Source organism: Anaerococcus ihuae, from assembly GCF_928368155.1.
Lineage (GTDB): Bacteria > Bacillota > Clostridia > Tissierellales > Peptoniphilaceae > Anaerococcus > Anaerococcus ihuae.
Genome location: NZ_CAKMRU010000002.1, coordinates 125,912 through 151,269, shown reverse-complemented (window position 1 = coordinate 151,269; position 25,358 = coordinate 125,912). Strand labels below are relative to the sequence as shown.

The following is a 25,358-nucleotide window of genomic DNA, read 5'->3' as shown; positions in this document are numbered from 1 at the left end:
ACAATATTTCAATTTATTTTTTGTTAAATATAAAAATTTTTAAAAAACTAAAAAACCAACAAAATCCAAGTCTTTAAAATATTTTTACTATAAATTAAATAAGGCTAAGTATAATATATTAAATTCATGTAAAAAAATTCAAAGATTTCAAATCAAACGCCATTTCCTTTAAATTAATTGACACTTTGGATTATTTTTAAATATCTTCTATTTTTACAAAAATTTTTTATAATACAAAAATCTGATTTTCTTAGATTTTTTGCAAATAAAAAACTGCTGTAAAATAGAAATATCTATTCTACAACAGTTTATAAAATTTATTTTATAAGTCATCCTCAATAACTGAAGATTTTGAATATGCTGAAACTTTTCCTTCAAAGAAATCTGTTTTTACTTGGTTTGGATCTGAATATTCGCTTACCCATTTCATTGATTGAGGTTCGTCTTCATATCCTTCATAAATTTTTCCAAGTCCTAGGCCTTTTGCCCTTAAATTTCCCAAATATTTTATATAATCTTCAATCATTTGTGAATTTAATCCTTGGATTTCATCTCCAATAGCATATTTTCCCCAGGCAATTTCTTGTTCTACTCCTTCTTTTAATAGTGATAAGTAGAATTTTTTTAATTCGTCAGTAAATAAATCTGGTCTTTCTTCTTTCAAATCATTTATCATTGACCTAAATAGCCACAAGTGGGTGTTTTCATCCCTGTTGATATATCTGATTTCTTGTACAGTTCCTGGCATTTTTCCATTTCTTCCAAGATTGTAGAAAAATGAAAAGCCTGAATAGAAATAAATTCCTTCAAGTATATAATTTGCAATCAAAACTCTCATCAAATTAAATTCGCTATCATCTTTGATAAATTCATTGTATTGGTCGCCGATAAATTTATTTCTTTTTAAAAGATGATCATCTTCCTTCCACAAATACAAAATTCTAGTTCTCTCATCAGGAGAGCAAATTGTATCAAGTATGTAGGAATATGATTGGGAGTGGATTGCCTCTTGGTAGGTTTGAATAGCAAGGCAAAGATTTATCTCATTTGCTGTTATATAGGTTTGAAGATTTGGCAAATTTGCAGTTTGAATTGAATCAAGATAAGTCAAAAATGACAAAATCCTATCATAAGCCTTTTTCTCAGCCTTGGATAAATTTCTATAATCTTTAATATCTTGGTTTAAATTAATTTCTTCAGGAATCCAAAAGTTATTCATAGCTTGGCGATACCAATCGCTTGTCCATGTATATTTTACATTGTTAAAATCATTAAGGTTGGTTGTATTTCCATTGATAATTCTTCTTTTAGAAAGATCAATATCCCCATCTTCATTAAAAATTCCTCTTTTAGAAACTTCTTCCTTATATTTTTTTTCCATGTTATTGCCTCCTATCTTATGGGAAATAATTTTTTTAAAACTAACATTTTTACTTTTATACCCTATTTTGAATATTGAACTAATGCTTTTAACTTTAAAGAATTAAAACATAATTTTTCTTAGCTAAATATTTTATCTAAATTAATACAATACTTCGTTAAGTTAGGGCGGAGGAAATGGGGAGTTTCGAATTCTCCCCTTTTCCTCCCCTAACAACCCCACTTTTCACCCCCTGCAAACGACCGCTGCGCGGGCTAAATTTGTAGAAGCTTCGCTTCTTTCAAAATTTTTATAAAAGTGATAAATCCTCATGCTAAGAATATCATACGGAAAAAATTGACTTGATTTCAAATTCAAAAATCCGTATAAAATCGCACTCTAAAATTTAAAGCAATGATATTTTTTTAAATAAATTAAATTCAATTAGATTTTAATTCTTCGTTTTATTCCGAGGGATAAATATTAAAATCGTGCCACTGGCACAATTTTAAGCTATTTATCTGTCATCGCGTAAGCGAGTTTGCGATTTTAGGATTTTTAAATTTAGAAATCAACAATTTTTGGAGTCCTATATTCGTGCTTGAGGGTTTATCTAAATTCTAATAATTAAGTTTGAATTATATTTACTTAAAAATAAATTTATGACGCACATGAATCACAATCTTCAACTTCAAGAGATTTTCCTCTTACATAATATAGGGATTTTACTCCAGCTTCCCATGCTGTTAGGTAAATATTTAAAATTTGTCTCATTGTGTATTCTGTTGTTATATAAACATTTACTGATTGGGCTTGGTCTATGTGTCTTTGTCTTACTCCACATGCTCTCATAGAAATATTTTGATCAATATTGTAGGCGTTTTCGTAAAGCCAGAAGGTTTTTGTGTTTAGTCCTGGGGCAACTCTTGGTACTATTGCTCCCTTTTTTTCTTCTAGGAAATATTTGTTCATTATTGGGTCAACTCCTGCTGATGTTCCTGAAATTATTGAGGTTGATCCTGTTGGAGCTACTGCCAATAAATATCCATTTCTAAGTCCATTTTGGTGAACATCTTCTTTTAATTTTTCCCATCTTTCGCTTTCATATCCTCTTTGTTTGAAATAATCTCCATTATCCCAATCACTTCCCTCAAAACAAGAATATGATCCCTTTTCCTTGGCAATCTCATTTGATGCCTTGATTGCAAAATAATTTATATCTTCATAAATCTTGTCAACAAAATCAAGATGAGCCTCTTCTTCTGACCATTTTATATCATTTTTTACCAACATATGATGGTAACCACTTGTTCCAAGACCGATTGCCCTGTATTTTTTGTTGGTTACTTTTGCATAAGGAGTTGGGTAATAATTTAAATCTATTACATTATCAAGAGCCCTTACTATTGTAGAAACTACTTCTTCTAATTCTTCTTTGTCGTTGACATCAATGTTTCCAAGTGTAAGACTTGCGAGATTACATTCTACAAAATCTCCAGGTTTGGTTGTATTTACAATTACAGTTTCCCCATCAACAGTTTTAATCTCTTCGCTAACTGTTTCAGATGGGCTCATGTTTTGGGCGATTTCTGTACAAAGATTTGATGAATAGATAATTCCCTTGTGTTTATTTGGATTTGCCCTGTTTACTGCATCTCTATTAAATACAAAAGGTGTTCCTGTTTCTGTCCATGATTTTATCAAAAGTCTAATCAAATCTTTTATTGCAATAACTCTTTTTGAAATTTCCTTGTCATTTACAAGCTTATGGTAAAATTCTTCAAATTCTTCCCCATAAGTGTCTTCGATTGATTTGCCATATTTTACCAAAACTTCATGAGGATCAAACATATACCAATCTCCACCAATATTGTCCCTACATTCTTTCCAGAAAAGATCTGGCACACATACTGCTGGAAAAATATCGTGAGCCTTCATCCTGTCATCACCATTGTTTGTTCTTAGAGATAAAAATTCTGGTATATCCTTGTGCCAAATATCCAAATAACAAGCTACAGCCCCCTGTCTAACTCCAAGTTGATCAACGGCAACTGCAGTGTCATTTGCAAGTTTTATCCATCTTATAACTCCACCTGCTACGTTTTTTATTCCTCTAATATCAGAACCTTGAGCCCTAACTTTTCCAAAATAAAGTCCCATTCCACCGCCGTGTTTAGAAACTTGGGCGAAGTTTGTAATTGAACGGTAGATTCCTTTTAAAGTATCTGGAACTGTGTCTATAAAACATGAGGAAAGTTGGTTGAAAGGCTTTCTCGCATTAGTCATTGTTGGAGTTGCCATAGTTGCTTTTAGTTGTGATAAAATATCATATAATTTTTTTGCAAAAGAAACCTGATCTTTTTCGCCAATGGCAAGGTGCATTGAAATTCCCATAAACATTTCTTGGACGCTTTCAATATATTCGCCCTCAAAAGTTTTAATCAAATATCTTTTTGCAACCAAGTCCAAACCTGAATAGGTAAATAATTTATTCCTCTCTTCTTTTAAATAGGCTCCCAACTCTTCCAAGTCCTTATTTGTGTAGGATTCTAAAATATATTTTCCGTAAAGACCGGCTGAAGTTAGGTATTGAACTTTTGACCTAAAATCAACAATCCCATATTTTTCTTCGCTAAGGCTAATTTTCAAATTAATCAAATGAATCATAAACCTTGCAGCAATAAATTCCCAATCAGGAGCTTCCTTGCTTGTAAGCTCACTTGCGGCCTTGATAAGGGCGTTTAACAAGGCTTCCTTGGTCATATTTTTCTTGGTAAAAGATTCAAATTTTAAATACAAAGACTCGATAGGATATCTTTGGTTGTCATACTCATCATTAATATCTTTGATTATAGAAAGAGTATATTCATCATCAATAAAAGCTTCAAAATCAGTTAGGACTTTCCTATCCATATTGTGTTTTGCCCTATAAAGAATGTAGGATTTGACTTCTTTATAATAGTTATTTTCAATAAGCTCAAGCTCAACCAAATCTTGAATTTCTTCAACAGTAACTACATGATCTTTGGGATATCTTTCCTTGATTGTGTTTTCTATATTAAGAGAAATTTTATCCAAATTTTCATCACTAATAAGAGAATCCACAGACCTAAAAGATTTAAAGATTGCACGATTAATCTTCTCTCTTTCAAAGTCAACAATTTTCCCGTCTCTTTTTTTAACTTCCATATTCACCCCTAAATATTGTTATTTTTATATCTAATCCACTATATATAGTGGTTACTCCAAAATTTCTACCTAACAATCATACCATAATATAGAAATTTTAAAAAGTATAAAACACTTATAATTTTTGAAAATATAATAATATTTTAAAAAATATTTCCAAAAAATTTCCACAAAAAAAGATATATCTTGAAAATTCAAAATATATCTTTATATTTCAGAATGTAGACAAATTCAGTTTAGTAATTCATTAATAATTAAAAAATAAAATCACGCTAAAACCCATCTCGACTATATTATTGTGCCTTAATTTGGCACAATAATCCCTAAAACTAAGTGCGAAAGCACGAAGAAGTTTGCAAAGCAAAGGTGTTTTAGTGAGAGTGAAACGAACGCATGGAGAGATCTCATGAGATTTCTCGACTCACTACGTTCGCTCGAAATGGGTGAAAATTTAGTTTGTCAACAGTCTAAAATATATCTTTATATTTTTATTTAATTTTCAAAAAGATAATCTACAACATCATCTTTTATAACTACAGTATCAACCAACATATCTGCCAAAGATTGCTTGTTTGGACTAAATCCTACAATCAAATACAAAATTTTTATAAAATTTTGAATATATCTTGCAAAAATTTCCCTTACCAAACAGTCAAAAAATGATAATCTTTCATCTTTTAAAGAAATAACCCTAATTCCTACAGCCATTTTCCCTAAAGTTTGGCCATTATTCAAATAAGTTAGGATGAAAAAATATAATAAACAAATCCCAGTTTCAATCAAAGGATTTATTTCTATATTCATAATTGTTAAATCCGTTTTTATTTGAAAAATATTTATAACTATATTTGAAAATGAATAAGCAACTATAGAGTCTATAGCAAAGGCTACAAGTCTTAGGAAAAAACCAGCATAGGCAAATTTGGGTATGGATATTGTTTTTTGATTGTTCAAAGAGTTATTTTCAATTACTTCCATATTTTCCATAATCTCACCTATTTTCCATAATAATACATTGGTAACGGAGAATCTTTTTCCATTAATTCTTTTAAAATTGCAAGATCAGATGATGAGTTCTTATCCACAATATTTTGAGCCTTTGAAAAGAATTTTGTAAATGGATAATCATATCCTTCATACTCAAAAACTTCAGGATTATCTAATTTATAATCTTTTTTCATATCTTCAATTGCATTATCAAGATTTCCAATTTTATCTACAAGTCCATTGTTTTTTGCTTGAGCCCCATCATAAACCCTACCATCAGCAAGTTTTTTGACTTCGTCTTCTTTCATAGACCTTCCTTGAGAAACAACTTTAATAAACCTATCAAAAGAAGAATTTATAAGTTCTTGGAAATATTTTTTTTGCTCATCTGTCATATCTTTTCCAATAGAGCCTGCGTCTTTCATCTTTCCTGTTGTGATATTTTGTTCTTTAATTCCATATTTTTCAAACAAACCTTGGAAAGATCTTGATGACATAATTACACCAATTGAACCTGTAAGAGTTTCATTTGAAGCGTAAATTTTATCAGTTGGTGCAGAAATATAATATCCACCGCTTGCTGCCATGGTTTTCATAACTGTAAATACAGGGATTTTTTTCTCACTTTGAATTTCTTTTATCTTATTTGCAATTTGCTCAGAATTATAAACAGCTCCACCTGGAGAATTTACTTGCATAATAACCCCTTTTACAGAATCATCCTCATATATATCATCAAGTTGTTCCATAAAAGAATCATAAACATCACCATCTCCAATTGCTCCCTCATAAGAAAGAACGGCAATCTTATTTTTCTTGTCCCCTTCTTCCAAAACATTTTTATTTGCAGTCGCAGAAAATGGATTAAATTGATTTAAATATTCATTTTTCAATTTATCAGCTTGTTTATTTTCTATTTTTTCACTCTTATTTGATACAAGAGTTGACGCTACAAACAAAAGTAAGGCTATAGCAACTGCTATCCATCTTTTGCCATTATTTTTTTTCATATTAACTCCTTTGATAAATATATTTATATTCATACTATATTATTTTAAATTTAAAGATTCAAGGGAAAAATAAGTTTTGCTTTTTTTTAACAATTGAGTACAATGAAAAAGCAAGACAATTATCGTTAACACTAGAGAAATTGTTTTTGTATAGTCTCTTAATTGAGGCTATTTACATAAAGGATTTTTACCAAAAAGCTTAAATGGGAAGGTGAAAATCCATTTTTTGTATAAATTTTTTTTAAAAAAACAAGAGATTTTAAAAATTAATTTTACTTAATTTAAAAAATCTCTTGCTTTAAATTTTTATATTTTTATTTCTTATTTTTAATACCTAGATTTTTTCTCGTTTCATTCAAATTCATAAGTATAAGAGCTATAAATACCCAAAAAAAACTCTTAGAAACTTTTCCAATAATAAAATGATTAATCAAAATTACAAGTAAAATTGGAATAAAAACCCATACTAAATTTGATAAATAAGGTTGGTTTTTCTTAAAATTTGTAAATTTTTCAATAATAACAACTTGAAAAACCAAAGTAATCAAAAGCACCACAAAAACTTCCAAAATCAAAAATACCATCCTATAATTTTGGTATAAATTTCTAAAAAATTCAATCATATAAAACTCCCAATTATAAAAAGAGCCAATTAGGCTCTTTTATTATTCATCTTCTTGATTTGATTGTTCACTTGAGCCTAGGGCTATTGTATCATCTAAATCTTTATCTGAAGATTTTTCTTCATTTTCTTTCAAAGTTTCTTCTAATTCCTTTTTCAAATCTTCATTTGAAATTTCGCTAGAATTTTCTTTTTTGTCATCTGATGTTTTTATATCATCTTTGATTACTTTTTCTTCTAATGTATTTTCATTTGAAGGTTCTTCTTTAGTATTTTCTTCGATTTCTACAGGTTTCTTATTTAATATTTCCATAAATTGTTCGCCTGTAATTGTTTCTTCTTTTAAAAGGAAATCTGAAATTTCGTGAAGTTTTTCAAGATTATCTTTAAGAATTTCTATGGCTCTCATGTGGGCTTTTGGAATAATTTGTCCAACTTTTTCGTCAATCTTATCTCCAGTTCCGCTTGAAACTATCATTGATCTTTGACCTCCAAGATATCTTCCTTGGATTTGTTCAAGTTGCATAAAGTCAAAGTCATCATCCATACCATAGATTGTTACCATATTTCTTGCTATGGCTGTGGCTTTTTCTATATCATTGCTTGCTCCAGTAGTTTTGGCATTAAAAATTAATTCTTCTGAACTTCTTCCTCCTGCCAAGGTCACAATTTCATCAAACAATTCTTGTTTAGTCATGATAAATTTCTCGTCCTTATCGACAGTCATTGTATAACCCAAAGCCCCACCAGTTCTTGGAACTATTGTGATTTTGGTTACTGGGGTTTTTTGTGTTTGAATTGCTGCAACAAGAGCATGTCCTACCTCGTGATAAGCAATAATTTTCTTTTGATCATCTGAAATAACTGCATTTTTCTTTTGTGCACCCGCTATTACTGTTTCGATTGATTCTTCGAGGTCTGTTTGAGTTAGTTTTTTACGTCCTTCCCTAACAGCACGAAGAGCTCCTTCGTTTACAATATTTGCAAGGTCAGCACCAGAAGTTCCTGCCGTTCTTTTTGCTATTTCTTCATAATCAATTTCATCTTCACGCTTAATTTTTTTGGCATGAACTTTTAGTATATCTTCACGTCCCTTTAAATCTGGTAGTTCTACTTGAACCCTTCTATCAAAACGTCCAGGCCTTGTAAGAGCTGGATCTAGGATTTCTGGTCTGTTGGTTGCAGATAATAATACTACTCCCTCTGTAGCATCAAATCCATCCATTTCGTTTAACAATTGGTTTAAGGTTTGTTCACGTTCATCATTTCCAGAATATCCAGAAACATCACGTTTTTTACCAATTGCATCTATCTCATCAATAAATACTATACAAGGAGCCTTCTCCTTTGCTTGTTTGAAAAGATCACGGACCTTGCTTGCTCCCATTCCTACAAACATTTCTACAAATTCAGAACCTGAAATTGAGAAAAATGGAACATTAGCTTCACCGGCTACCGCTTTTGCAAGTAAAGTTTTTCCTGTTCCTGGAGGTCCTACAAGTAAAACTCCCTTTGGTAAAACTGCACCAATTTCCTTATATTTTTGAGGTCCATGTAAAAAGTCTACAACCTCATTTAAACTATCTTTTGCTTCTTCTTGACCTGCAACATCAGCAAAAGTCTTTCCGGTTTTGTTTTCCATATAAATTTTGGCATTTGACTTGCCAAAATTCATAAAGTCTCCGCCTCCACGGCCTCCCATAGTCTTTGATAGGGACCTGTTAGCCATGTAAAAAATCAAAAGCAAAAATAACAAAGGCAAAATACTTGTTACAAATAAAGTAAGCCATGGGCTCATCTTTGTTTCAACTTCTTTAGTAAAGGTTAGATTTTTGTGCTTTTTGCTAGCCTCAAGAAGTCTTTCAGTAAGGTCTGTATCTGGCCACAAACCTGTAATGAAATTTTGTTTGTCACCATCAACTACAGCTGTAAAAGTATAATTGTAATCGTCTTTTGTTACCTCTCTAACTTGCCCATTGTCTATCATTGAAACAAACTGTGAATAAGTTATTTCCTTTGGTTTTCCTTCTGCCCTAATTGGTTGTAATACTTGTTGTATAACCAAAAAGGCTACTATGGCAATAATCCAGTAATAGACCAGAGGTCTTTTGCCTTTTTTTATTGATGGCATCTATAAACCACTCCTAACAATATAATCATCTAATAAATTATCAAGTGAATCTAGTTCATTAATTATAGTTTTTAAATTAGAATTAATGGATTTTTCTTCAACTTCTGGCTTAATTTTATCGAAATATTTGCTTACTTTTTCAGCAGCATCAAAGCCTTTTTCTGTTAATTTTACATTAACAACCCTCTCGTCTTCATCCGATCTATTTCTATCAACAAATCCTTGTTTTTCCAATTTTTTACATATATTAGAAATATTTCCGCCATTTACTCCAATTGACTTACCAAGATTTCCTATAGAAACTGATTCATCAGCTGCTGACAAGGTCATAATCATCTTAAGTTGAAGGGTTGTTACACCCAACTCTTGAGCTGTTTCTTGTAAAAGCAAATCTATCTTATGTGATATTTCTCTAATCATAGAAAAAATAGAGTTATTAAATTCAAAAAAATCTATGTGTCTTTTTGTCATATAAACCTCCTTACAATTTATAGACTGTAATCTAAATAGAAAAATCTACTTAAATATTATTCTACATATAATATGATAATTTTCAAGTAAAAAGAAAGAATGTTTTTGATAATTAATTTTAATTATGTATTAATTGTGTTCTTTGCAAATTATCTTTTCAAATTATTTGATAAAATTTTAATTTCAAAAAATTAATGCCATACCAAACGGTATGACATTTTTTGTTTCACGTGAAACATTTATTTGTTTTTGCTAATAAAACTTGCTGCATTTAATCCTGCAATTTGTCCTTGGCCGGCTGCCTTGTTAATTTGATATGGCCTTCCCGTAATATCTCCACAAGCAAAAAGTCCCTTTATATTTGTACTCATATCATAATTTACTTTTATGTGTCCATCTTCAATTTCTATTGATGGAACAAGACTTTCTGGTTTTGATGAGTTTTTTATTATAAAAAATCCATCAGCCTTTAATTCTTGCCCGTCTTCCAAAATTAAACTTTCTGCCTTTAACTTTCCTGTAAATTTTTCTGGTTTTTTGTTTATTATTTCTATACCTTCATCAAGTTTTACATCTTTTTTATTTGGATTTACAAAAATAGTTTGACTTGCCATTTTATTAATGAAATTAGCTTCTTCGATTGCTTCATCATTCATTCCAACTAAGACAACTTTTTTTCCTTTATAAAGGCTAGCATCGCAGGTTGCACAATAAGAAATTCCCTTGGAAAAAAATTTATCTTCTCCTTCAATAGATTTTCCCATGTCAACTCCTGCTGCTATTATGCAAGATTTTGATCTTAGCATTTTTTCTCCCAAATCAACTGAAAAATACTCTCCCATAGCATAAACAGCCTTTATTTTCTTATCCAAAATTTCAACAGGATAGTTTTTTATATGATCGGTAAAATTTTTGTATAAATCAGATCCTTTTATATCATTAAAACCCAAATAATTTTTTATTGATGGACTTTTTTCCAAAGCCTTGGATTTTTTTCCTATTATTAAAACTTTTTTTCCTCTTATACTGGCATTAAGACTTGCAGAAATTCCTGCAGGTCCAAATCCAACTATAATTATATCGTAGTCCATTATTTAAGTTTTTCTACTTCAGAAAGTATAACTTCTTTTGCTTGAAAACCTACTAGGGTATTTTTTAAAACTCCACCTTTAAAAAGCATCATAGATGGAACTGCATTTACATTATATCTGCCTGCAAGCTCTGGACTTTCGTCTACATCAACTGAATATATATCAAAATCAACTTCACTTTCCATCTCTTCTAAAACTGGTTTTTGCATTTTGCATGGTCCGCACCAAGTTGCTGAAAAGTCTACTAAAACTATTCCTTCATTTTCTAAAACGTGTGTATCAAATTCACTTGTATTTATTTCTTTCATAATATCCTCCATTTATATGTTAATAATTATACCGTCTTAATTTTGGTCAACAAGTCCACGAACGTCTGAAACTGGGAGAGAAAACATGATTCCCTTTGAATTTTCATCCAAGTTCATAGCCTCATAAATTGCTGATTTTATCCTTTCAGATATTTCTTTTTTTATAAGCATAAGGACAATGTCTTTTTCAGGTTCAATTGTCATATTTAAAAAGACTGATTTTTTTTGAATTCCAGATCCTCTTCCGTGAACAACAGTTGCTCCTTTTGCCCCTTCTTTTTGGGAAATTTCTATTACCTTGTCCGCATTAGCCTTATCAACTATGACATACAAAGCCTCATATTCCATATTAACTTCTCCTTTATAATCTACCGGTGTTGTAAACATTATTGACGTATTTTTTTTATCAAATTTATCTTTCAAAAAATCCAACAAATCATCTATTAAATTATCGTTAACTAGGGCTGAAACTATTTCTTTTTTTTGCTTTTCAATTCCCAAAACTTCAAGTATATGGTCATTGGCTGATCCTTCTGCCAAAAGACAATTTATGGATTTAGCTCCATTTTCACTCAATTGTTTCATAATTTTTGATCCATTAGATCTTGGTGTTATTATTCTTAAATATTTCATTATCCTTCAATAGCCTCCTTATAAAAAGAACCCATTATCATTATAGTAATTACTGGCATTAGAGCAACAAAGGCTATAACTCCAAATCCATCAGAAATATTTCCAGCAACTCCCTGACAAAATCCTAAAATAAAGGTAGCTGTCATTGGTCCTGATGCAACTCCTCCTGAGTCAAAGGCTATACCTACAAAAAGTTGAGTAACATTTCTTGATAAAATTAGGGCAAGCAAAAATCCTGGTACTATTACCATCCACAATTTAAATCCATCAATTTTTATCCTAAGCATAGCAAGCATTACAGCAAAGGCTACTCCAATTGATAGGGCCTTCATAATTGATGACTTATGGATTGATCCTCCTGTAACTTCTTCGACTTGTTCAGATAATACAAAAACTGCAGGTTCTGCCAAAACAACTAAAAGTCCCAAAATAAATCCAATTACTGGGACAAATTTAAAGTCAGAATAATTTTCTCCCATAACCCTTGCAAGCTCCATAAATCCACCTTCAACACTTGTTAAAAACATAATCAAACCTAGATAAGTGTAAATAAGGCCCAAATTTAAAGTCTTTTTATTTTTAATTTTAAAAACTAGCTTGTCCATAACAAAAAATACTATACTTATGGGTAAAATTGCAAAAGTTGAGGACTTTAATCCTGACATTAGAGCCGACTGGTGGGCTGCTTCTTCTAACAAAATATTTGTAGAGTCAATTGACATAGACATAATAAGTCCTGCAAGAATTGGTCCTGCAGATGCTATTCCTACTAGACCAAAAGAGTTCTCTTCCCCCTTGGTCTCTCCCTTTAATTTACTTACTCCAAGACCTAGGGCAATAATAAACGGAGTTGTCATGGCCCCTGTTGTTGCTCCTGATGAATCAAATGCAATTGCATGGCCCAAATCGTTTGAAATAAACATAAGAATAAAAATAATTCCATAAATTCCTATCATCAAAGTTGATAATTTTATTTCCTTAAAAATCCTATAAAGTCCAAGAGCAATCATAATACCTACTCCAATTGAAATTATTGCTACAATCAGAAAAGATTTTATTCCAAGGACACTTGTTACTTGGTTTGCCAAAATCAAAAGGTCAGGCTCAGCTATAGAAATTACAAATCCTATAAAAATTCCAAAAAGTACAACCTTAATTATATTTTCAGATTTTGCTATAAAATCCCCCATATAAGATCCAATTTTTGAAATTGAAAGATCTACTCCCATTAAAAATATAGATAAACCAAGTATAACCCCTGCACAGCCAAATAAAAATTTTATAATTAATTTATTGTCAACAGGTCTAAATAAATTTAAAATTAAAACCAAAACAGCTATAGGCAAAACCGCCTTTGAATTTTGCTTTATTTCTTCCTTAAATATATATACCACCTCTTTTATTGTTTTTTATTGTTTGTATATTTAACAACTAAATTTTTGGTATAACAAAAGAGCCAATCATCAGACTGTCTCTTTTGCTTGATTTTATTAATCTCTAACTTGGTTAGCAGTTAAAATTGTAAGTTTATATACGTCTTCTTCGTTACATCCTCTTGAAAGGTCATTTACTGGTTTGTTTAATCCTTGTAGTATTGGGCCTAAAGCTTCATAGCCACCAAGTCTTTGTCCAATTTTATATCCAATATTTGCAGCTTGTAGGTCTGGGAAAATAAATACTTTTGCTCTTCCTGCTACATCTGAATTAGGAATTTTCTTTCTTGCAACTTGTGGTGAAATTGCAGCATCAAATTGCATTTCTCCATCAACTTGAAGGTCTGGGTCCATTTCTTTTGCAAGCTTTGTAGCTTCTTCTACTTTTCTTGCAAGTTCATGTTTTGCAGATCCTTTTGTTGAGAATGATAGCATAGCAACTATTGGATCAATTCCAAATTCTTCAGCAGTTTTTGCTGCTTCTACTGCCACTTCTGCAAGTTCATTTGATTGAAGAGTAATATTTATTGCTGTATCTGCAAATAATAATTTTTCTCCGTTAGGTCCTAGCATAATCATAACTCCAGAAACCCTATTTACACCTTTTCTTGTTTTAATAAGTTGTAGGGCTGGTCTTACTGTATCACCAGTAGGATTTGATGCTCCTGAAACCATTCCGTCTGCTTTTCCTGTTTGAACTAACATTGTACCGAAGTAGTTATTATCTTTCTTTAGTATATATTCACCATCTTCTCTGGTGTTTTTACCTTTTCTAAGTTCAACGTATTTATCAACTAATTCATCAAGAAGTTCGCTTTCTCTTGGGTTTATTATTTGAATATCACCTAATTTAACCCCTTCATCATCTGCTACTTTTTGAATTTCTTCTTTATCTCCCAAAAGTATTGGAACTATAAGTCCATCATTATGATGTCTAATAGCTGCTCTTAGGACTCTTGAGTCATTGCCTTCTGGAAATACTATTCTGCGATTTTTACCCCTAATATTTTCAGTAGCAAGCTCCATAACTCCATCGTGTGCCATAATTACCTCCTAATCATAAATCGATATTAGCATATATATTATACCCTAATTAATTAATTTATCTTCTATAATTTTGCTTTTTTTAAACATTCTTTTTCTCTATCAGAAAGTTCAATTTCACTTTCACCATTTGTTATTTCTTTAAGGTAGGTGTTAGATCCATCTTGAGAATAAAGATTTGTTAAAATTATTCCATTGTGGTAAGAATCCAAAAGTGTTAGAGAAAAAGAATTTCTTCCTCTTTGGCTATCAAAGGCATCATAATGGACAACAGCCATCTTGCTAACAGCTCCCATTGTAGAGTTTTTTGTATCAGAAGACCTTTGGTCAAGAGATTTAATTTCTCTATTTGATTCTTCTATTTGATCATTTAATTGCAAAATTAATTCTTCTAAATTTATATCAGGATCTTTACCCCTAAGTAAGTGGTCATACCTTCTTTTTTGTCTTTTTAATTTGTTATTATTGGCCTTAATCATAGAATATTCTAGTATAACCAAAATAAACAAGACTACTATAGCTATTATTTGTCCCATTTCTTTTCCCTCTCTTTGATGATTTTCATATTATCCTTATACAATTTATCACAGAAATTTATAATAGATTTGTAATTTGTTTTTTTATGGTTTTTATCACTAATACATTCTTCGTTCATAATAAGATTAATAAAGGAAGAATGGATTGCTTCTTTTACAAGCCTAAGACCTATTTCCCCATCACTGATTGCAGCGATATTACCATGTTTTAAAATAAAATCACAATCTTGCAAAACAATAATCATAAGCTCGATTGTTCTTTTTGGAGCCTTGTTTGCATCAATTATATACTTGTCATAGTCATTAATATGATCATCCTTATAGGCTTTAATCAAAACATTTACCTTATCAATATCTTCTTGCATCAAATCTTTTAATTCATCGGCATATTTTTTAAATTTTTTCTCAAGTTTTTGTGATTTTTTGTTTAATCTTTCATCACCATAATCTTTTTTTGCCATCATTAAAATTAAATTTAAACCTAGATTTCCTACAAGACTTGTTACCGCTCCTCCTCCAGGATTGGCTGTTTTTTTTCTGGTGTTATCAATAAGCTCATCCACAGAAAAATTAACCATTTTATTCTTTTCCATTTTTTATTCTCCAATACAAATTTTCTATATCATCAATAGAAACGCAATCTATACTCACCTTGTAATTTCCCTTATTTTTTTTAATTTCAACTTTTGAATTTAAAAGGTCAATAAATTTCTCCTCAAAATCTTCAAATAAAATCCTATCTAACTTATCTTCTTTATCAGTTTTTGTTTTTTTATTTGCAGAAATTTTTTCTACTTTTCTTATATTAGTTTTTTTATTTTTGAAATCATTAAGACTTTTTTTTCTTTCATCTTCATCTTTGATAGAAAGAAGAGTTCTTGCTTGGGAAGGTGAGATATTTCCATCTTCAAGTTCTTTTTTTGAATTTTCATCAAGTTTTAAAAGCCTTAGGGTATTTCCTATATAAGATCTAGACTTTCCTACAGTTTTTGCTATCTCATCTTGGGTCATACCATAATTTTTTGAAAGTTCATTGTAAGCGTTAGCTTCTTCAAGACCAGATAAGTCTTCTCTTTGAACATTTTCTACTATTGAAAGAATATCTATATCCTTATTATCAACATTTTTTATTATAGCTTCAATTTCTTTAAGTCCCAATAATTTGCTTGCTCTAAACCTACGTTCACCCGCAATTATTTCATATCTTATCCCATTTTTTCTAAGAACTATAGGATTTAACAAACCATATTTTTCGATAGATTGACTTAAACCTTCAAGAGATTTGTCATCGAAATTTTTTCTTGGTTGATCTTCTCTAGGATAAATTTTTTCCATAGGAATTCTAACTATGGTCTTGTTTTTTTTATTGTTTTCTGGAATAAGAGATCCAAGTCCCCTTCCCAAAGATTTATTTGTCATAGTTAATCCCTCTTTTCATTATTTACAAGCTTATTTTGGTCAAAAGAAAATTTATTTTTCTTTACTATCCCATCTTCAAACTTTTTATCATCTTTTTTATCAATTATTTCTTTTTCTTCATCTAATTTATCATCAGCTGAATTTTTATTGTTTTTTTCTTTATTTTCATCAGGATTTTCAAATACTTCTTCAGTCTCTTTTTTATCTTCTGTTTTATCATCATTTGAGTCTTTTTCTAAATCATTTTTCCTAAAAATATTTTCTATAATTTCTTTAGCCAAAGCCATATAAGCCCTTGCACCTTTTGATTTTTCATCATAAAGTATTACAGATTTTCCAAATGAAGGAGCTTCTGCAAGTTTTATATTTCTTGGAATCATAGTTCTAAAGACTTTTTCTTTGAAAAATGTTTTTACTTCTTCTGCCACTTCATATGAAAGATTTGTTTCTTTATCGAACATACAAAGAAGTACTCCCTCAATTTCCAAATCTTCTTTTATAGAGTTTTTAATAGTATCATAAGTTTTTAACAATTCACTTACCCCTTCGAGGGCATAGTATTCAGTTTGAATAGGAATTATTATAGAATCGCTAGCAACAAGGGCATTTAATGATAAAAGACCAAGTGATGGTGGACAATCAATTAAAATTAAATCAAAATCTTTTTTTATTTCTTTTATTATTTGATCTAGCATTTGAAGCCTTTCTACTTGATCAAGGCTAACAAGCTCAACTTCTAATCCCGAAAGTGAATTTTCACTAGGAATTAAATATGGCCCATCTTCACTTTTTACTATGTAATCCTTATAATTACCATCCTCATCATAAAACATCTTATAAACAGATTTTTCTTGATTGTTTTTATCAAAACCAAGCCCTGTAGTTGTATTTGCTTGAGGGTCAAAATCTATAACCAAAACTTTTTTCCCAAATTTTGCTAGAGCTACAGAAAGATTTACAACACTTGTAGTTTTTCCCACTCCACCTTTTTGATTAAATATCGATATTGTCTTCATATTCACCTCTCATCATTAAAATAGTAAGGTCCAAAGCCCTATTTTTTGCAAAAAGTCTTGCCTTGTTCCTATCGGATGCAAATTGAAATTTTTTTATCATTTTTTGATCCTTATATTTTATAGCCAAAAAAACAAGTCCTTTATGAGCATATCCTGTTGTAGCTATACAAAGATCAGAATTTGTCTTTTTATACAAGCCTTCAACCATCTCATCTGCGCACTCAAAGCTTACTGCACTATATTTATTAAGTGTTTCACGTGAAACATTCAAAATCTTTTCCTTAATTCTATCAGAATAAGTAATGTAAGATTCTTCTATCACATCGCTTGCACCACTAATATCAATTATTGATGAAGCAATTAATCCTCCTGTCACAGATTCTGTTGTTGAAACTTTTTCACTTCTTTTTCTAAGTAAATTTATCAAAGTCTCTTCTTTTTTAAGACCATCGTCAGATATCAAAAGATTTTTAAAGACTTTTTTCACTTCTTTTTCTTTTTCATCTAATAGTTTTTGAGCTTCTTTATCGCTTTCAGCCTTGACAGTAATTCTTAAAAATCCACCTTCATTATCAAAATAAGGAGAAATTGTTGGATTAGCCGATGACAAATCTATCCTATTTGCCATATCCCATTCTCCCAAAAGTCCAATCCTCAAATTTTTAGATTTTATTACAGCATCTTTTTTTAAATAAGTAGTAAGTTTATTTTCAAACATATATTCCATTTCTCTCGGAGGTCCTGGTAGTAAAATTATTTTTGTTTCATCCCCCATTATGCATCCTGGAGCAGTCCCTCGATCATTATCTAAAATTATTGCATCTTTTGGAAATTTTGCTTGCTTTAAATTTACATTCATGGCTTTTTTCTTTTTATAAAAATAATCTTCAAGCCTTTTTTTAGATCTTTCATCAACTACTACTTGTTTTTCTTTTCCCAATACTTTTATAGCAACTTCCTTGCTAATATCATCTTCAGTAGGTCCAAGGCCTCCTGTTACAAAAATATAGTCAACTTTTCCCAAAGCATCTTTCAAAGCCTTATATAATCTTTCGAAATTATCTCCAACAGTTGCCATTTTATATACGTCTATACCAAATTCTGTAAGTTTTCTTGCTATAAATTGCGAATTGGTGTCGGTAATATTTCCTAACAATATTTCCGTACCAACTGAAAAAATTTGTGCTTTCATAAAACCTCTTTTCTTATAATAGTATAACATAAATCAATAAAAAAATGTTTCACGTGAAACATTTTTTCTTTTTATTATAATGGATTTTTTTTCGCTTGATTTTTTCCTCTAGGATATTTCTTTTTTGTTGACCTTACCTTTTTTATCAAAATATTTTTTCTAGTATTTCCATGTAAGTCGATGGTATCTATATTAATAAGCTCTCCACCCAATATTTTTAAGGCATTTTGAGCATCTTTATATTCTTCTTCTGCTTTTGGACCCTTCATAGCTATAAAAATCCCACCAACTTTTAAAAATGGTAGGGAGTACTCCAATAGTGTTGATAGATTCGCAACAGCTCTTGAAATTACTAAATCGAATTCTTCCCTGTGTTCTTTTGCATAATCTTCTGCTCTTACGTGAATTGCCCTTGTGTTATCTAGTTTTAACTCTTCTATTACTTCATTCATAAAGTTTACTTTTTTATTTACTGAATCAATCAAGGTTAAGTCGAAATCTTTTTCTATTCTTAAGGGAATTCCAGGAAAACCAGCCCCTGATCCAATATCTAAAACTTTCATTCCCTTATTAATATAATTTTTTATGGTAAGGGAATCCTCGAAATGTTTTATTTTTATTTGATCTGGATCATCAATGCTTGTTAGATTAAATTTTTTGTTTGTTTCAATCAACATTTCTTGATATTTGATAAATTTATCCATTCAACTCACCTGCTTTTAATCTAATTAGCAAAACATTTATATCAGCAGGAGATACACCAGAAATTCTTGAGGCTTGACCTATTGAATCTGGTTTTATTTTGTTTAATTTTTCTGCTGATTCTTTTTTAAGTCCCTTTATTTTGCTGTAATCTAAATCATGGTCTAATTTTTTATTTTCAAGTTTTTTGAATTTTCCTATATCTGCCATTTGTTTTTTGATATAGCCTTGGTATTTTATTTCAGTTTGGACTTGAATTTGTTGGAATTTTGGAAGAGATGGCCTATCCGGATCCAAAATTCCAAGTTTTTTATAAGTTAGTTCTGGTCTTTTTATTAAATCGAATAAGGTGTATCCTGTTTTTAGTGGACTAGATCCAATTTTTTCCAAAATTTCATTATTTTCCTTGTTTGGACTTATCATTATATTTTTTAGCCTATCTATCTCTTTGTCAATATTCTCTCTTTTTCTTAGCATTTTTTCATAACGTTCATCTGTTACAAGACCAATTTCATGACCCTTTTCAGTTAGTCTAAAATCAGCATTATCTTGTCTCATGGTAAGTCTATATTCACACCTTGAAGTCATCATTCTGTAAGGTTCATTTGTTCCCTTGGTAACCAAATCATCAATCAAAACTCCAATATATGCATCTGACCTATCTAAGATGAGAGGTTTTTCTCCTCTTAATTTCAAAGCTGCATTAATTCCTGCAATAAGACCTTGTCCTGCTGCCTCTTCATAGCCACTTGATCCATTTATTTGACCTGCAAAAAATAGATTTTCAATTTCTTTTGACTCTAAGCTCCTTTTTAAATTTGTAGAATCCAAACAATCATATTCAATTCCATAGGCAGGTCTAATTATTTTACAATTTTCTAGTCCTTCTATGGTTTTATAAAATTCTTTTTGAACTTCTTGAGGAAGAGTTGATGAAACTCCTTGAATATACATTTCATCTGTTGATAAGCTTTCTGGTTCTATAAAAACTTGATGGATGTCCCTATCTGGAAATCTTACCATTTTATCTTCAATTGATGGGCAATATCTTGGTCCAATTCCTTTTACAAGTCCCCCATACATAGGTGATCTTTCCAAATTTTCCATAATTATTTCTTTAGTTTTTTCTGTTGTGTAGGTTAAATAGCAAGATTCTTGTTTTTTATCAGAAAAATCTTTTTCTTCATTTAAAAATGAAAAAGCAACTATATTTTCATCACCTTTTTGGATTTCAGTTTTTGATAAATCAATACTTTTTTTGTCAACTCTTGCTGGAGTTCCAGTTTTAAAACGTCTTAATGAAAAACCTAAATCTTCTAGACTATCTGATAGATGGGTTGCTGCAGAAAGTCCGTGAGGACCTGATGTTTTTTGAAAATCTCCCATCAAAATCTTTCCATTTAAATATGTTCCTGTACAAATTACACAAGCTTTTGTTGGGAAAATTGCCCCTTGGATTGTTTCAACACTTTTTATTTTTCCATCTTCTATATTTATTTTGTCTACTTCTTGTTCAAATAGATCAAGATTTTCTTGATTTTCGAGAGTTTTTTTCATCTCTTGATGATATTTGATCTTATCAGCTTGAACTCTAAGAGAGTGAACTGCAGGTCCCTTTGAAGTATTTAACATTCTTGATTGGATGAAGGTCTTATCAATATTTATTGCCATCTCTCCACCCAAAGCATCAATTTCTCTTACAATATGTCCCTTTCCAGTTCCTCCAATATTTGGATTACAAGGCATATCTGCCACAGATTCCATGCTTGTAGTAAGAACCAAAGTTTTAAAACCAAGCCTTGCTGATGCAAGAGCAGCTTCACAACCTGCATGACCTGCACCTACAACTACAATATCGTAGGACTCGTCAATATATTTCTTATTTTCTAACTTATTATTTTCCAACACAAAACTCCCTAAATACTTTATCCATTATCTCATCTGAAACAGTTTCTCCAATTATAAGGCCCAAATCATCATAAGAAGCTCTTAAATCAACTTCTACACAATCTATTGGAACATATGCTTTTATATCATTTAATGATGATTTCAAATTTTCCATTGAAGAATTTAATAATCTTTCGTGTCTAAGATTTGTAATCATCAAAGATTCCTTATTTAATTCTTTTGAATCAAAAATTTCAAAAATTGCCCCTTCTAACTTGTCGATTCCATCACGTGAAATCATAGATGTTTCTATAATTTTTAATGACTTATCAAAATCATCTTTTGAAATTTTTCCATCTAAATCTGTCTTATTTAAAATTATTATGGAGTTTTTTCCCTTTAATAAATCTAAAATTATCTTATCTTCATCGTCAAGTTTTCTAGATTTATCGAAAATTGCTATTATAAGATCAGAATCTTTTGCCAAGTCTTTTGATCTTTGAACCCCAATTTTTTCAACTTCATCGTGGGTTTCTCTGATTCCTGCCGTATCATTTATTTTTAAGGTCAAATTTCCAAGATTTATATATTCTGTTATAGAATCTCTAGTTGTTCCAGGAATATCTGTAACAATCGCTCTGTTTTCATTTAATAAAACATTTAATAGAGAAGATTTTCCAACATTTGGCTTTCCAATTATTGTTGTTTCAATTCCATCTTTTACAAGCTTTCCTTTGTTTGCCGTTGATAGAAGTTTTTTTATTTCATCATAGGCCATATCCATATATTCAACAATATTATCCAAAGGCAAGTCTTCCCCATCTTCTGTGAAATTTATAGAATATTCAATTCTTGATAGGGCTTCAAGCTCAATTTTTCTAATTTCTTCAATTTTTTCTCTCAATAATCCAGATAATTGTTTTAATCCTTGCTCTTGAGAAAGCTCATTTGTTGAGTTTATAATATCTAAAACTGCCTCAGCTTGGGATAAATCTATTCTTCCATTAAGGAATGCTCTTTTGGTAAATTCTCCCCTATCTGCAAGTTCACAACCTAAATCCAAAAGCAAATTTAAAATATCTCTTACAGAAATCATAGATCCGTGACAATTTATCTCACAAATATCTTCTCTAGTATAGGTATTTGGTCCTTTCATAAAATTGACCATAACTTCATCAAAAATACGCCCATTTTTTTCTATATGGCCATATCTCATCATTCTATTATCTTTTTCTCTATCTAAAGGTCTATTATTTATTGGTTTAAAAATCTTTTTAATAATGTCAAAAGATTTATCGCCACTCATACGAACTATAGATATACCACCACTTCCTTGTGGTGTAGAAATTGCTGCTATTGTAGATTCACTCATAATTCATCCTTTCTAAAATGACTGCTTACCTTTGACATAAACATTCTTTCCATATTATACATTAATTTTACCAATAAAAAAAGATGTTTCACGTGAAACATCCTTTCGATTAATCTAATTTATAATCAACTACAACAAATCTTTTTGGCTCAACTCCTTCTGAGTGAGAGTCAAGCTTGTCATATTTTGAAATTTGCTCGTGAGCAAGTCTTCTTTCATAGGAATTCATATATTTTAAATTCCAACTTTTTCTAGTTTTTAAAACTTTTTTACAAGCATTATCAGCTAGCATTACGATTTTTTCATCGCGTCTTTTCTTGTAGTTATTTATATCAATATTAAGCTTAACTTTATTTGATCTAGCCTTGATAATTTTTCTTATTACAGTTTCAATTGCATCAAGAGTCCTTCCGTTTTTACCTATAACAATACCGGTATCTTTTGGATCAATTTTTGCATCAAGCTTAATAATATTATCTTCAAGATTTCCAATAACTTTAATATCTTCAAAGTGCATTTGTTTTAGAATTTCTTCTAACAAATCTTTTGCCTTATAGTAAAGGCTAACTTCATCTTCTTTTTGATCATCATCTTCTGTTTCATCTACTGATTCTTCTTTAATATTTTGATCAAAAGATTCATTTATTTCTTCTATATCTAAATCTTCATTTGAATTTTTTTCGTCTTCATCATGGTCAACTTCAAAAGAATTTTCTTCTTCAATTTTTTCTGATAATTCTTCAAGATTAAATTCTTCTTCAAGTTCTTTTTTGCTATCTTCTTCAATTTCTTTCATTAAAGAATCAATTCCTTCTTGAATATCTTCTTCATAAGAAATTCTTACAACAGCATTTTTTTGACCAATTAAACCCAAAAATCCACTTGATTCTTCTTCTATAACTTCAACATCAACTTCATCAATATTTTTATTAATTTCTTTTAAAGCTAAATTAATAGCTTCATCTTTAGTTTTGGCTGTTTTTACTATTGATCTTTTCATCTTCTTCCTCTTTATCTCTTTTTTTAAGGCCAATCAAATATTGTCCTCCAAGGATTATAAGTCTTGCAAGTGAACTTGTTGTCCAATATAGTGGCAAACCTGCAGGAAGATTTCTAAAAACAAAATAATAAACAACTGGCATAGCCAAGAGCATATTGTTCATAGAACCCATTCCTGGAGTATTTTGAACTTGACCTTGAGGTGAAGTTTTCATTGTAAATATTTGAACACCTAATTGGCTTATACTTGTCAAAAGTGGCAAACCATAAAATAAGGGATCTGCCTTAGAAAGGGTTGGTACCCACAAAAAATCATCTCTGATTGCATGCATATTTCCAGCAAAAACAAATTTATCAGGATTTTGAATTACCCTATATAAGGATAAAAGTATTAAAAGTTGGAAAATCATAACCAAGCAAGAAGAAATTCCAGGTCCTACTCCTTCTTCTTTATATAATTGTTGCATTTTTTGTTGCATTATTTGAGGGTCATAGGCATATTTTTTCTTTATTTCTTCAACTTTTGGTTGAATTTCTCCACTTTTTGCCGCTTGTTTTTGTTGGTTCATAGTCATTGGTATTGTAATTAATGATACCAAAACTGTCATTAAAATAATTGAGATAGCATAAAAACTCATATTAGATGGCTCAGTAAAATTGTTTACCAAAGAATCATAAATAAGTTTCATTAGGCTACCCAAAATTTGTGCTATAAAACTTAACATTATCTCTCCTAATCTCTAGTGTAAATATAAAAAATCAATTGCTAGGCTGGATCGTATCCTCCTTTAGAAAAAGGATTGCACCTTAGAATTCTCCAACAAGCCTTAAAAAAGGCTTTTAAAAAATTATACTTTTTAAAACAGTCAATGGCATATTGGCTACAAGTAGGATAATATTTACATTTTCCAGAGCCTAATAGTGGAGAAATAAACAATTGATAAAATCTAATTAATATTAGAAAAAGTTTATTTAACATATCTAATTTTCTTATCCTTAAAGGCTTTATTAAGTACATGTCCTAAAGAAGATTTAAGTTTTTGATAAGTAAAATCTGTAGTGTGTCTTTTTGGAATAATAATTATATCAACATTATTAATATTCCTATAATTTTCATAAACTATTGACCTAAGTCTTCTTTTAAGTTTGTTTCTTTGGTTGGCCTTACCTATTTTTTTAGAAATAGAAAAGCCAAACCTTGGACTATTTACACCGTTATTTTTAATAAAAACGGTAAAATCTCTATTGTAGTAGTGCTTAGATTTTTTATAAACTCTTTCAAAGTCTACATTCTTTCTTAAACTAAATTGTTTTTCCATTAGAATAAAACCTAACTTTTATCTACCTACAATATAAAAAAGCCGCAGCTTTTTTATTATGCAGATAATTTCTTTCTTCCCTTTTGTCTTCTGGATTTTAATACTCTTCTTCCAGCGGGAGTTGACATTCTTTTTCTAAAGCCATGGTCTTTTTTTCTTTTTCTTCTATTTGGTTGATAAGTTCTCTTCATATTATCACCTCCTATTATTTTACGCTGTCTTTTATTATATTTAAATAATGGTATAAAGTCAAGGTTTTAAAGAAAAAATGCAAAATTTAAAATAAGATTTTACTATCAGAAATAAAGAAAAATCAAAAAATAAACAAGTAAGATTTTCTAAATTTTCTAAAATCATCAATTGATTAATTATAAAAATAAAAAACAAACTTATACAAATATCCACCAAATTTAAATTTTTATTTCTTTGTGGATAAGTATTTTTAATTATATTTTATCCACAATGACTTTTTATAGGTTTTTATATGCATAAATTTTTACTTTTTTGAAAAAAATTTTTTACAAATCAATTAAAATAATGATTTATACATAAAAGTATTTACAAATTTACATATTTTATCAAGATATCCACAATATCCACATAGTTTTAATATTCCTAAATTTAATTTTTTTTATCT

25 protein-coding genes are annotated in these 25,358 nt (G+C 29.9%); all 25 read right to left on the bottom strand.

Features of this window, described 5'->3' with window-relative positions; all coding sequences use genetic code 11:
* Positions 1-322: 322 nt before the first annotated feature.
* The 25 genes from L6653_RS06005 to rpmH all read right to left on the bottom strand — a co-directional run bounded on the left by L6653_RS06005 (position 323) and on the right by rpmH (position 24,912).
* On the bottom strand, positions 323-1,381 hold the full coding sequence (locus L6653_RS06005; protein WP_236785958.1) for a ribonucleotide-diphosphate reductase subunit beta: 1,059 nt from the start codon (positions 1,379-1,381) through the stop codon (positions 323-325).
* 639 nt (positions 1,382-2,020) lie between these two features.
* The gene (locus L6653_RS06000) at positions 2,021-4,549 is read right to left on the bottom strand and encodes a ribonucleoside-diphosphate reductase subunit alpha (RefSeq protein WP_236785957.1); all 2,529 of its coding nucleotides are present in this window, start codon (positions 4,547-4,549) and stop codon (positions 2,021-2,023) included.
* 492 nt (positions 4,550-5,041) lie between these two features.
* On the bottom strand, positions 5,042-5,536 hold the full coding sequence (locus L6653_RS05995; protein ID WP_236785956.1) for an RDD family protein: 495 nt from the start codon (positions 5,534-5,536) through the stop codon (positions 5,042-5,044).
* Positions 5,537-5,544: 8 nt separating this feature from the next.
* Positions 5,545-6,546 carry a signal peptide peptidase SppA gene (sppA, locus tag L6653_RS05990; protein WP_236785955.1) on the bottom strand — a complete coding sequence of 334 codons (1,002 nt, stop codon included), beginning with the start codon at positions 6,544-6,546 and terminating at the stop codon, positions 5,545-5,547.
* Between the two features lie 314 nt (positions 6,547-6,860).
* Positions 6,861-7,169 carry a hypothetical protein gene (locus tag L6653_RS05985; protein WP_236785954.1) on the bottom strand — a complete coding sequence of 103 codons (309 nt, stop codon included), beginning with the start codon at positions 7,167-7,169 and terminating at the stop codon, positions 6,861-6,863.
* Positions 7,170-7,211: 42 nt separating this feature from the next.
* The gene (gene ftsH / locus L6653_RS05980) at positions 7,212-9,299 is read right to left on the bottom strand and encodes an ATP-dependent zinc metalloprotease FtsH (protein WP_236785953.1); all 2,088 of its coding nucleotides are present in this window, start codon (positions 9,297-9,299) and stop codon (positions 7,212-7,214) included.
* Positions 9,300-9,770, bottom strand: a complete 471-nt coding sequence (locus L6653_RS05975) for a MarR family winged helix-turn-helix transcriptional regulator (RefSeq protein ID WP_058991232.1) — start codon at positions 9,768-9,770, stop codon at positions 9,300-9,302.
* Positions 9,771-10,009: 239 nt separating this feature from the next.
* Positions 10,010-10,861, bottom strand: coding sequence for an NAD(P)/FAD-dependent oxidoreductase (locus tag L6653_RS05970; RefSeq protein ID WP_236785952.1), 852 nt, complete (start codon positions 10,859-10,861; stop codon positions 10,010-10,012).
* Complete coding sequence (locus L6653_RS05965) at positions 10,861-11,169, bottom strand: thioredoxin family protein (RefSeq protein ID WP_236785951.1); 309 nt, start codon at positions 11,167-11,169, stop codon at positions 10,861-10,863. The genes L6653_RS05970 and L6653_RS05965 overlap by 1 nt, the downstream gene beginning before the upstream one ends.
* 36 nt (positions 11,170-11,205) lie before the next feature.
* Positions 11,206-11,802 (bottom strand): P-II family nitrogen regulator, encoded by a 597-nt coding sequence (locus L6653_RS05960; protein WP_236785950.1) that lies wholly within the window; start codon positions 11,800-11,802, stop codon positions 11,206-11,208.
* Positions 11,802-13,196: a DUF1538 domain-containing protein gene (locus L6653_RS05955; protein ID WP_236785949.1), complete on the bottom strand. Its 1,395-nt coding sequence runs from the start codon at positions 13,194-13,196 to the stop codon at positions 11,802-11,804. Before L6653_RS05955 ends, L6653_RS05960 begins: the two co-directional genes overlap by 1 nt.
* Positions 13,197-13,292: 96 nt before the next feature.
* Positions 13,293-14,279 (bottom strand): phosphate acetyltransferase, encoded by a 987-nt coding sequence (pta, locus tag L6653_RS05950; RefSeq protein WP_236785948.1) that lies wholly within the window; start codon positions 14,277-14,279, stop codon positions 13,293-13,295.
* A 65-nt stretch (positions 14,280-14,344) separates the two neighbouring features.
* Positions 14,345-14,815 (bottom strand): DUF4446 family protein, encoded by a 471-nt coding sequence (locus tag L6653_RS05945; protein WP_236785947.1) that lies wholly within the window; start codon positions 14,813-14,815, stop codon positions 14,345-14,347.
* Entirely contained in the window at positions 14,803-15,408 is a 606-nt protein-coding gene (locus L6653_RS05940) for a cyclodeaminase/cyclohydrolase family protein (protein WP_236785946.1), read from the bottom strand. Before L6653_RS05940 ends, L6653_RS05945 begins: the two co-directional genes overlap by 13 nt.
* Complete coding sequence (locus L6653_RS05935; protein WP_236785945.1) at positions 15,395-16,234, bottom strand: ParB/RepB/Spo0J family partition protein; 840 nt, start codon at positions 16,232-16,234, stop codon at positions 15,395-15,397. The genes L6653_RS05940 and L6653_RS05935 overlap by 14 nt, the downstream gene beginning before the upstream one ends.
* 2 nt (positions 16,235-16,236) lie before the next feature.
* A complete protein-coding gene (locus L6653_RS05930; RefSeq protein ID WP_236785944.1) occupies positions 16,237-17,250 on the bottom strand; it encodes a ParA family protein in 1,014 nt (337 codons plus the stop codon).
* Complete coding sequence (locus L6653_RS05925) at positions 17,228-18,442, bottom strand: CinA family nicotinamide mononucleotide deamidase-related protein (RefSeq protein ID WP_236785943.1); 1,215 nt, start codon at positions 18,440-18,442, stop codon at positions 17,228-17,230. The genes L6653_RS05930 and L6653_RS05925 overlap by 23 nt, the downstream gene beginning before the upstream one ends.
* Before the next feature lie 74 nt (positions 18,443-18,516).
* Positions 18,517-19,146, bottom strand: a complete 630-nt coding sequence (gene rsmG, locus L6653_RS05920; RefSeq protein WP_236785942.1) for a 16S rRNA (guanine(527)-N(7))-methyltransferase RsmG — start codon at positions 19,144-19,146, stop codon at positions 18,517-18,519.
* On the bottom strand, positions 19,139-21,049 hold the full coding sequence (mnmG, locus tag L6653_RS05915; protein WP_236785941.1) for a tRNA uridine-5-carboxymethylaminomethyl(34) synthesis enzyme MnmG: 1,911 nt from the start codon (positions 21,047-21,049) through the stop codon (positions 19,139-19,141). Before mnmG ends, rsmG begins: the two co-directional genes overlap by 8 nt.
* A complete protein-coding gene (gene mnmE, locus L6653_RS05910) occupies positions 21,039-22,403 on the bottom strand; it encodes a tRNA uridine-5-carboxymethylaminomethyl(34) synthesis GTPase MnmE (protein WP_236785940.1) in 1,365 nt (454 codons plus the stop codon). The genes mnmG and mnmE overlap by 11 nt, the downstream gene beginning before the upstream one ends.
* A gap of 109 nt (positions 22,404-22,512) precedes the next feature.
* Positions 22,513-23,403 carry an RNA-binding cell elongation regulator Jag/EloR gene (gene jag / locus L6653_RS05905; protein ID WP_236785939.1) on the bottom strand — a complete coding sequence of 297 codons (891 nt, stop codon included), beginning with the start codon at positions 23,401-23,403 and terminating at the stop codon, positions 22,513-22,515.
* Entirely contained in the window at positions 23,369-24,127 is a 759-nt protein-coding gene (locus L6653_RS05900) for a YidC/Oxa1 family membrane protein insertase (RefSeq protein WP_236785938.1), read from the bottom strand. Before L6653_RS05900 ends, jag begins: the two co-directional genes overlap by 35 nt.
* A gap of 41 nt (positions 24,128-24,168) precedes the next feature.
* The gene (yidD, locus tag L6653_RS05895) at positions 24,169-24,381 is read right to left on the bottom strand and encodes a membrane protein insertion efficiency factor YidD (protein ID WP_049690378.1); all 213 of its coding nucleotides are present in this window, start codon (positions 24,379-24,381) and stop codon (positions 24,169-24,171) included.
* The gene (gene rnpA, locus L6653_RS05890; RefSeq protein ID WP_236785937.1) at positions 24,371-24,721 is read right to left on the bottom strand and encodes a ribonuclease P protein component; all 351 of its coding nucleotides are present in this window, start codon (positions 24,719-24,721) and stop codon (positions 24,371-24,373) included. The genes yidD and rnpA overlap by 11 nt, the downstream gene beginning before the upstream one ends.
* Before the next feature lie 56 nt (positions 24,722-24,777).
* Entirely contained in the window at positions 24,778-24,912 is a 135-nt protein-coding gene (rpmH, locus tag L6653_RS05885; protein ID WP_004815746.1) for a 50S ribosomal protein L34, read from the bottom strand.
* Between the last annotated feature and the right edge of the window lie 446 nt (positions 24,913-25,358).

Excerpts from the sequence above, each read along its gene's own strand:
- mnmE (WP_236785940.1), bottom strand. The coding sequence starts at position 22,403 with ATGAGTGAATCTACAATAGCAGCAATTTCTACACCACAAGGAAGTGGT.
- L6653_RS05995 (WP_236785956.1), bottom strand. The coding sequence starts at position 5,536 with ATGGAAAATATGGAAGTAATTGAAAATAACTCTTTGAACAATCAAAAA.
- L6653_RS05960 (WP_236785950.1), bottom strand. The coding sequence starts at position 11,802 with ATGAAATATTTAAGAATAATAACACCAAGATCTAATGGATCAAAAATT.
- L6653_RS05930 (WP_236785944.1), bottom strand. The coding sequence starts at position 17,250 with ATGAAGACAATATCGATATTTAATCAAAAAGGTGGAGTGGGAAAAACT.
- rnpA (WP_236785937.1), bottom strand. The coding sequence starts at position 24,721 with ATGGAAAAACAATTTAGTTTAAGAAAGAATGTAGACTTTGAAAGAGTT.
- rsmG (WP_236785942.1), bottom strand. The coding sequence starts at position 19,146 with ATGGATAAATTTATCAAATATCAAGAAATGTTGATTGAAACAAACAAA.
- L6653_RS06000 (WP_236785957.1), bottom strand. The coding sequence starts at position 4,549 with ATGGAAGTTAAAAAAAGAGACGGGAAAATTGTTGACTTTGAAAGAGAG.
- L6653_RS05975 (WP_058991232.1), bottom strand. The coding sequence starts at position 9,770 with ATGACAAAAAGACACATAGATTTTTTTGAATTTAATAACTCTATTTTT.
- L6653_RS05925 (WP_236785943.1), bottom strand. The coding sequence starts at position 18,442 with ATGAAAGCACAAATTTTTTCAGTTGGTACGGAAATATTGTTAGGAAAT.
- L6653_RS05900 (WP_236785938.1), bottom strand. The coding sequence starts at position 24,127 with ATGTTAAGTTTTATAGCACAAATTTTGGGTAGCCTAATGAAACTTATT.
- L6653_RS05970 (WP_236785952.1), bottom strand. The coding sequence starts at position 10,861 with ATGGACTACGATATAATTATAGTTGGATTTGGACCTGCAGGAATTTCT.
- L6653_RS06005 (WP_236785958.1), bottom strand. The coding sequence starts at position 1,381 with ATGGAAAAAAAATATAAGGAAGAAGTTTCTAAAAGAGGAATTTTTAAT.
- L6653_RS05945 (WP_236785947.1), bottom strand. The coding sequence starts at position 14,815 with ATGGGACAAATAATAGCTATAGTAGTCTTGTTTATTTTGGTTATACTA.
- ftsH (WP_236785953.1), bottom strand. The coding sequence starts at position 9,299 with ATGCCATCAATAAAAAAAGGCAAAAGACCTCTGGTCTATTACTGGATT.
- jag (WP_236785939.1), bottom strand. The coding sequence starts at position 23,403 with ATGAAAAGATCAATAGTAAAAACAGCCAAAACTAAAGATGAAGCTATT.
- sppA (WP_236785955.1), bottom strand. The coding sequence starts at position 6,546 with ATGAAAAAAAATAATGGCAAAAGATGGATAGCAGTTGCTATAGCCTTA.
- L6653_RS05935 (WP_236785945.1), bottom strand. The coding sequence starts at position 16,234 with ATGACAAATAAATCTTTGGGAAGGGGACTTGGATCTCTTATTCCAGAA.
- L6653_RS05965 (WP_236785951.1), bottom strand. The coding sequence starts at position 11,169 with ATGAAAGAAATAAATACAAGTGAATTTGATACACACGTTTTAGAAAAT.
- L6653_RS05985 (WP_236785954.1), bottom strand. The coding sequence starts at position 7,169 with ATGATTGAATTTTTTAGAAATTTATACCAAAATTATAGGATGGTATTT.
- yidD (WP_049690378.1), bottom strand. The coding sequence starts at position 24,381 with ATGTTAAATAAACTTTTTCTAATATTAATTAGATTTTATCAATTGTTT.
- pta (WP_236785948.1), bottom strand. The coding sequence starts at position 14,279 with ATGGCACACGATGGAGTTATGGAGCTTGCTACTGAAAATATTAGGGGT.
- L6653_RS05940 (WP_236785946.1), bottom strand. The coding sequence starts at position 15,408 with ATGGAAAAGAATAAAATGGTTAATTTTTCTGTGGATGAGCTTATTGAT.
- rpmH (WP_004815746.1), bottom strand. The coding sequence starts at position 24,912 with ATGAAGAGAACTTATCAACCAAATAGAAGAAAAAGAAAAAAAGACCAT.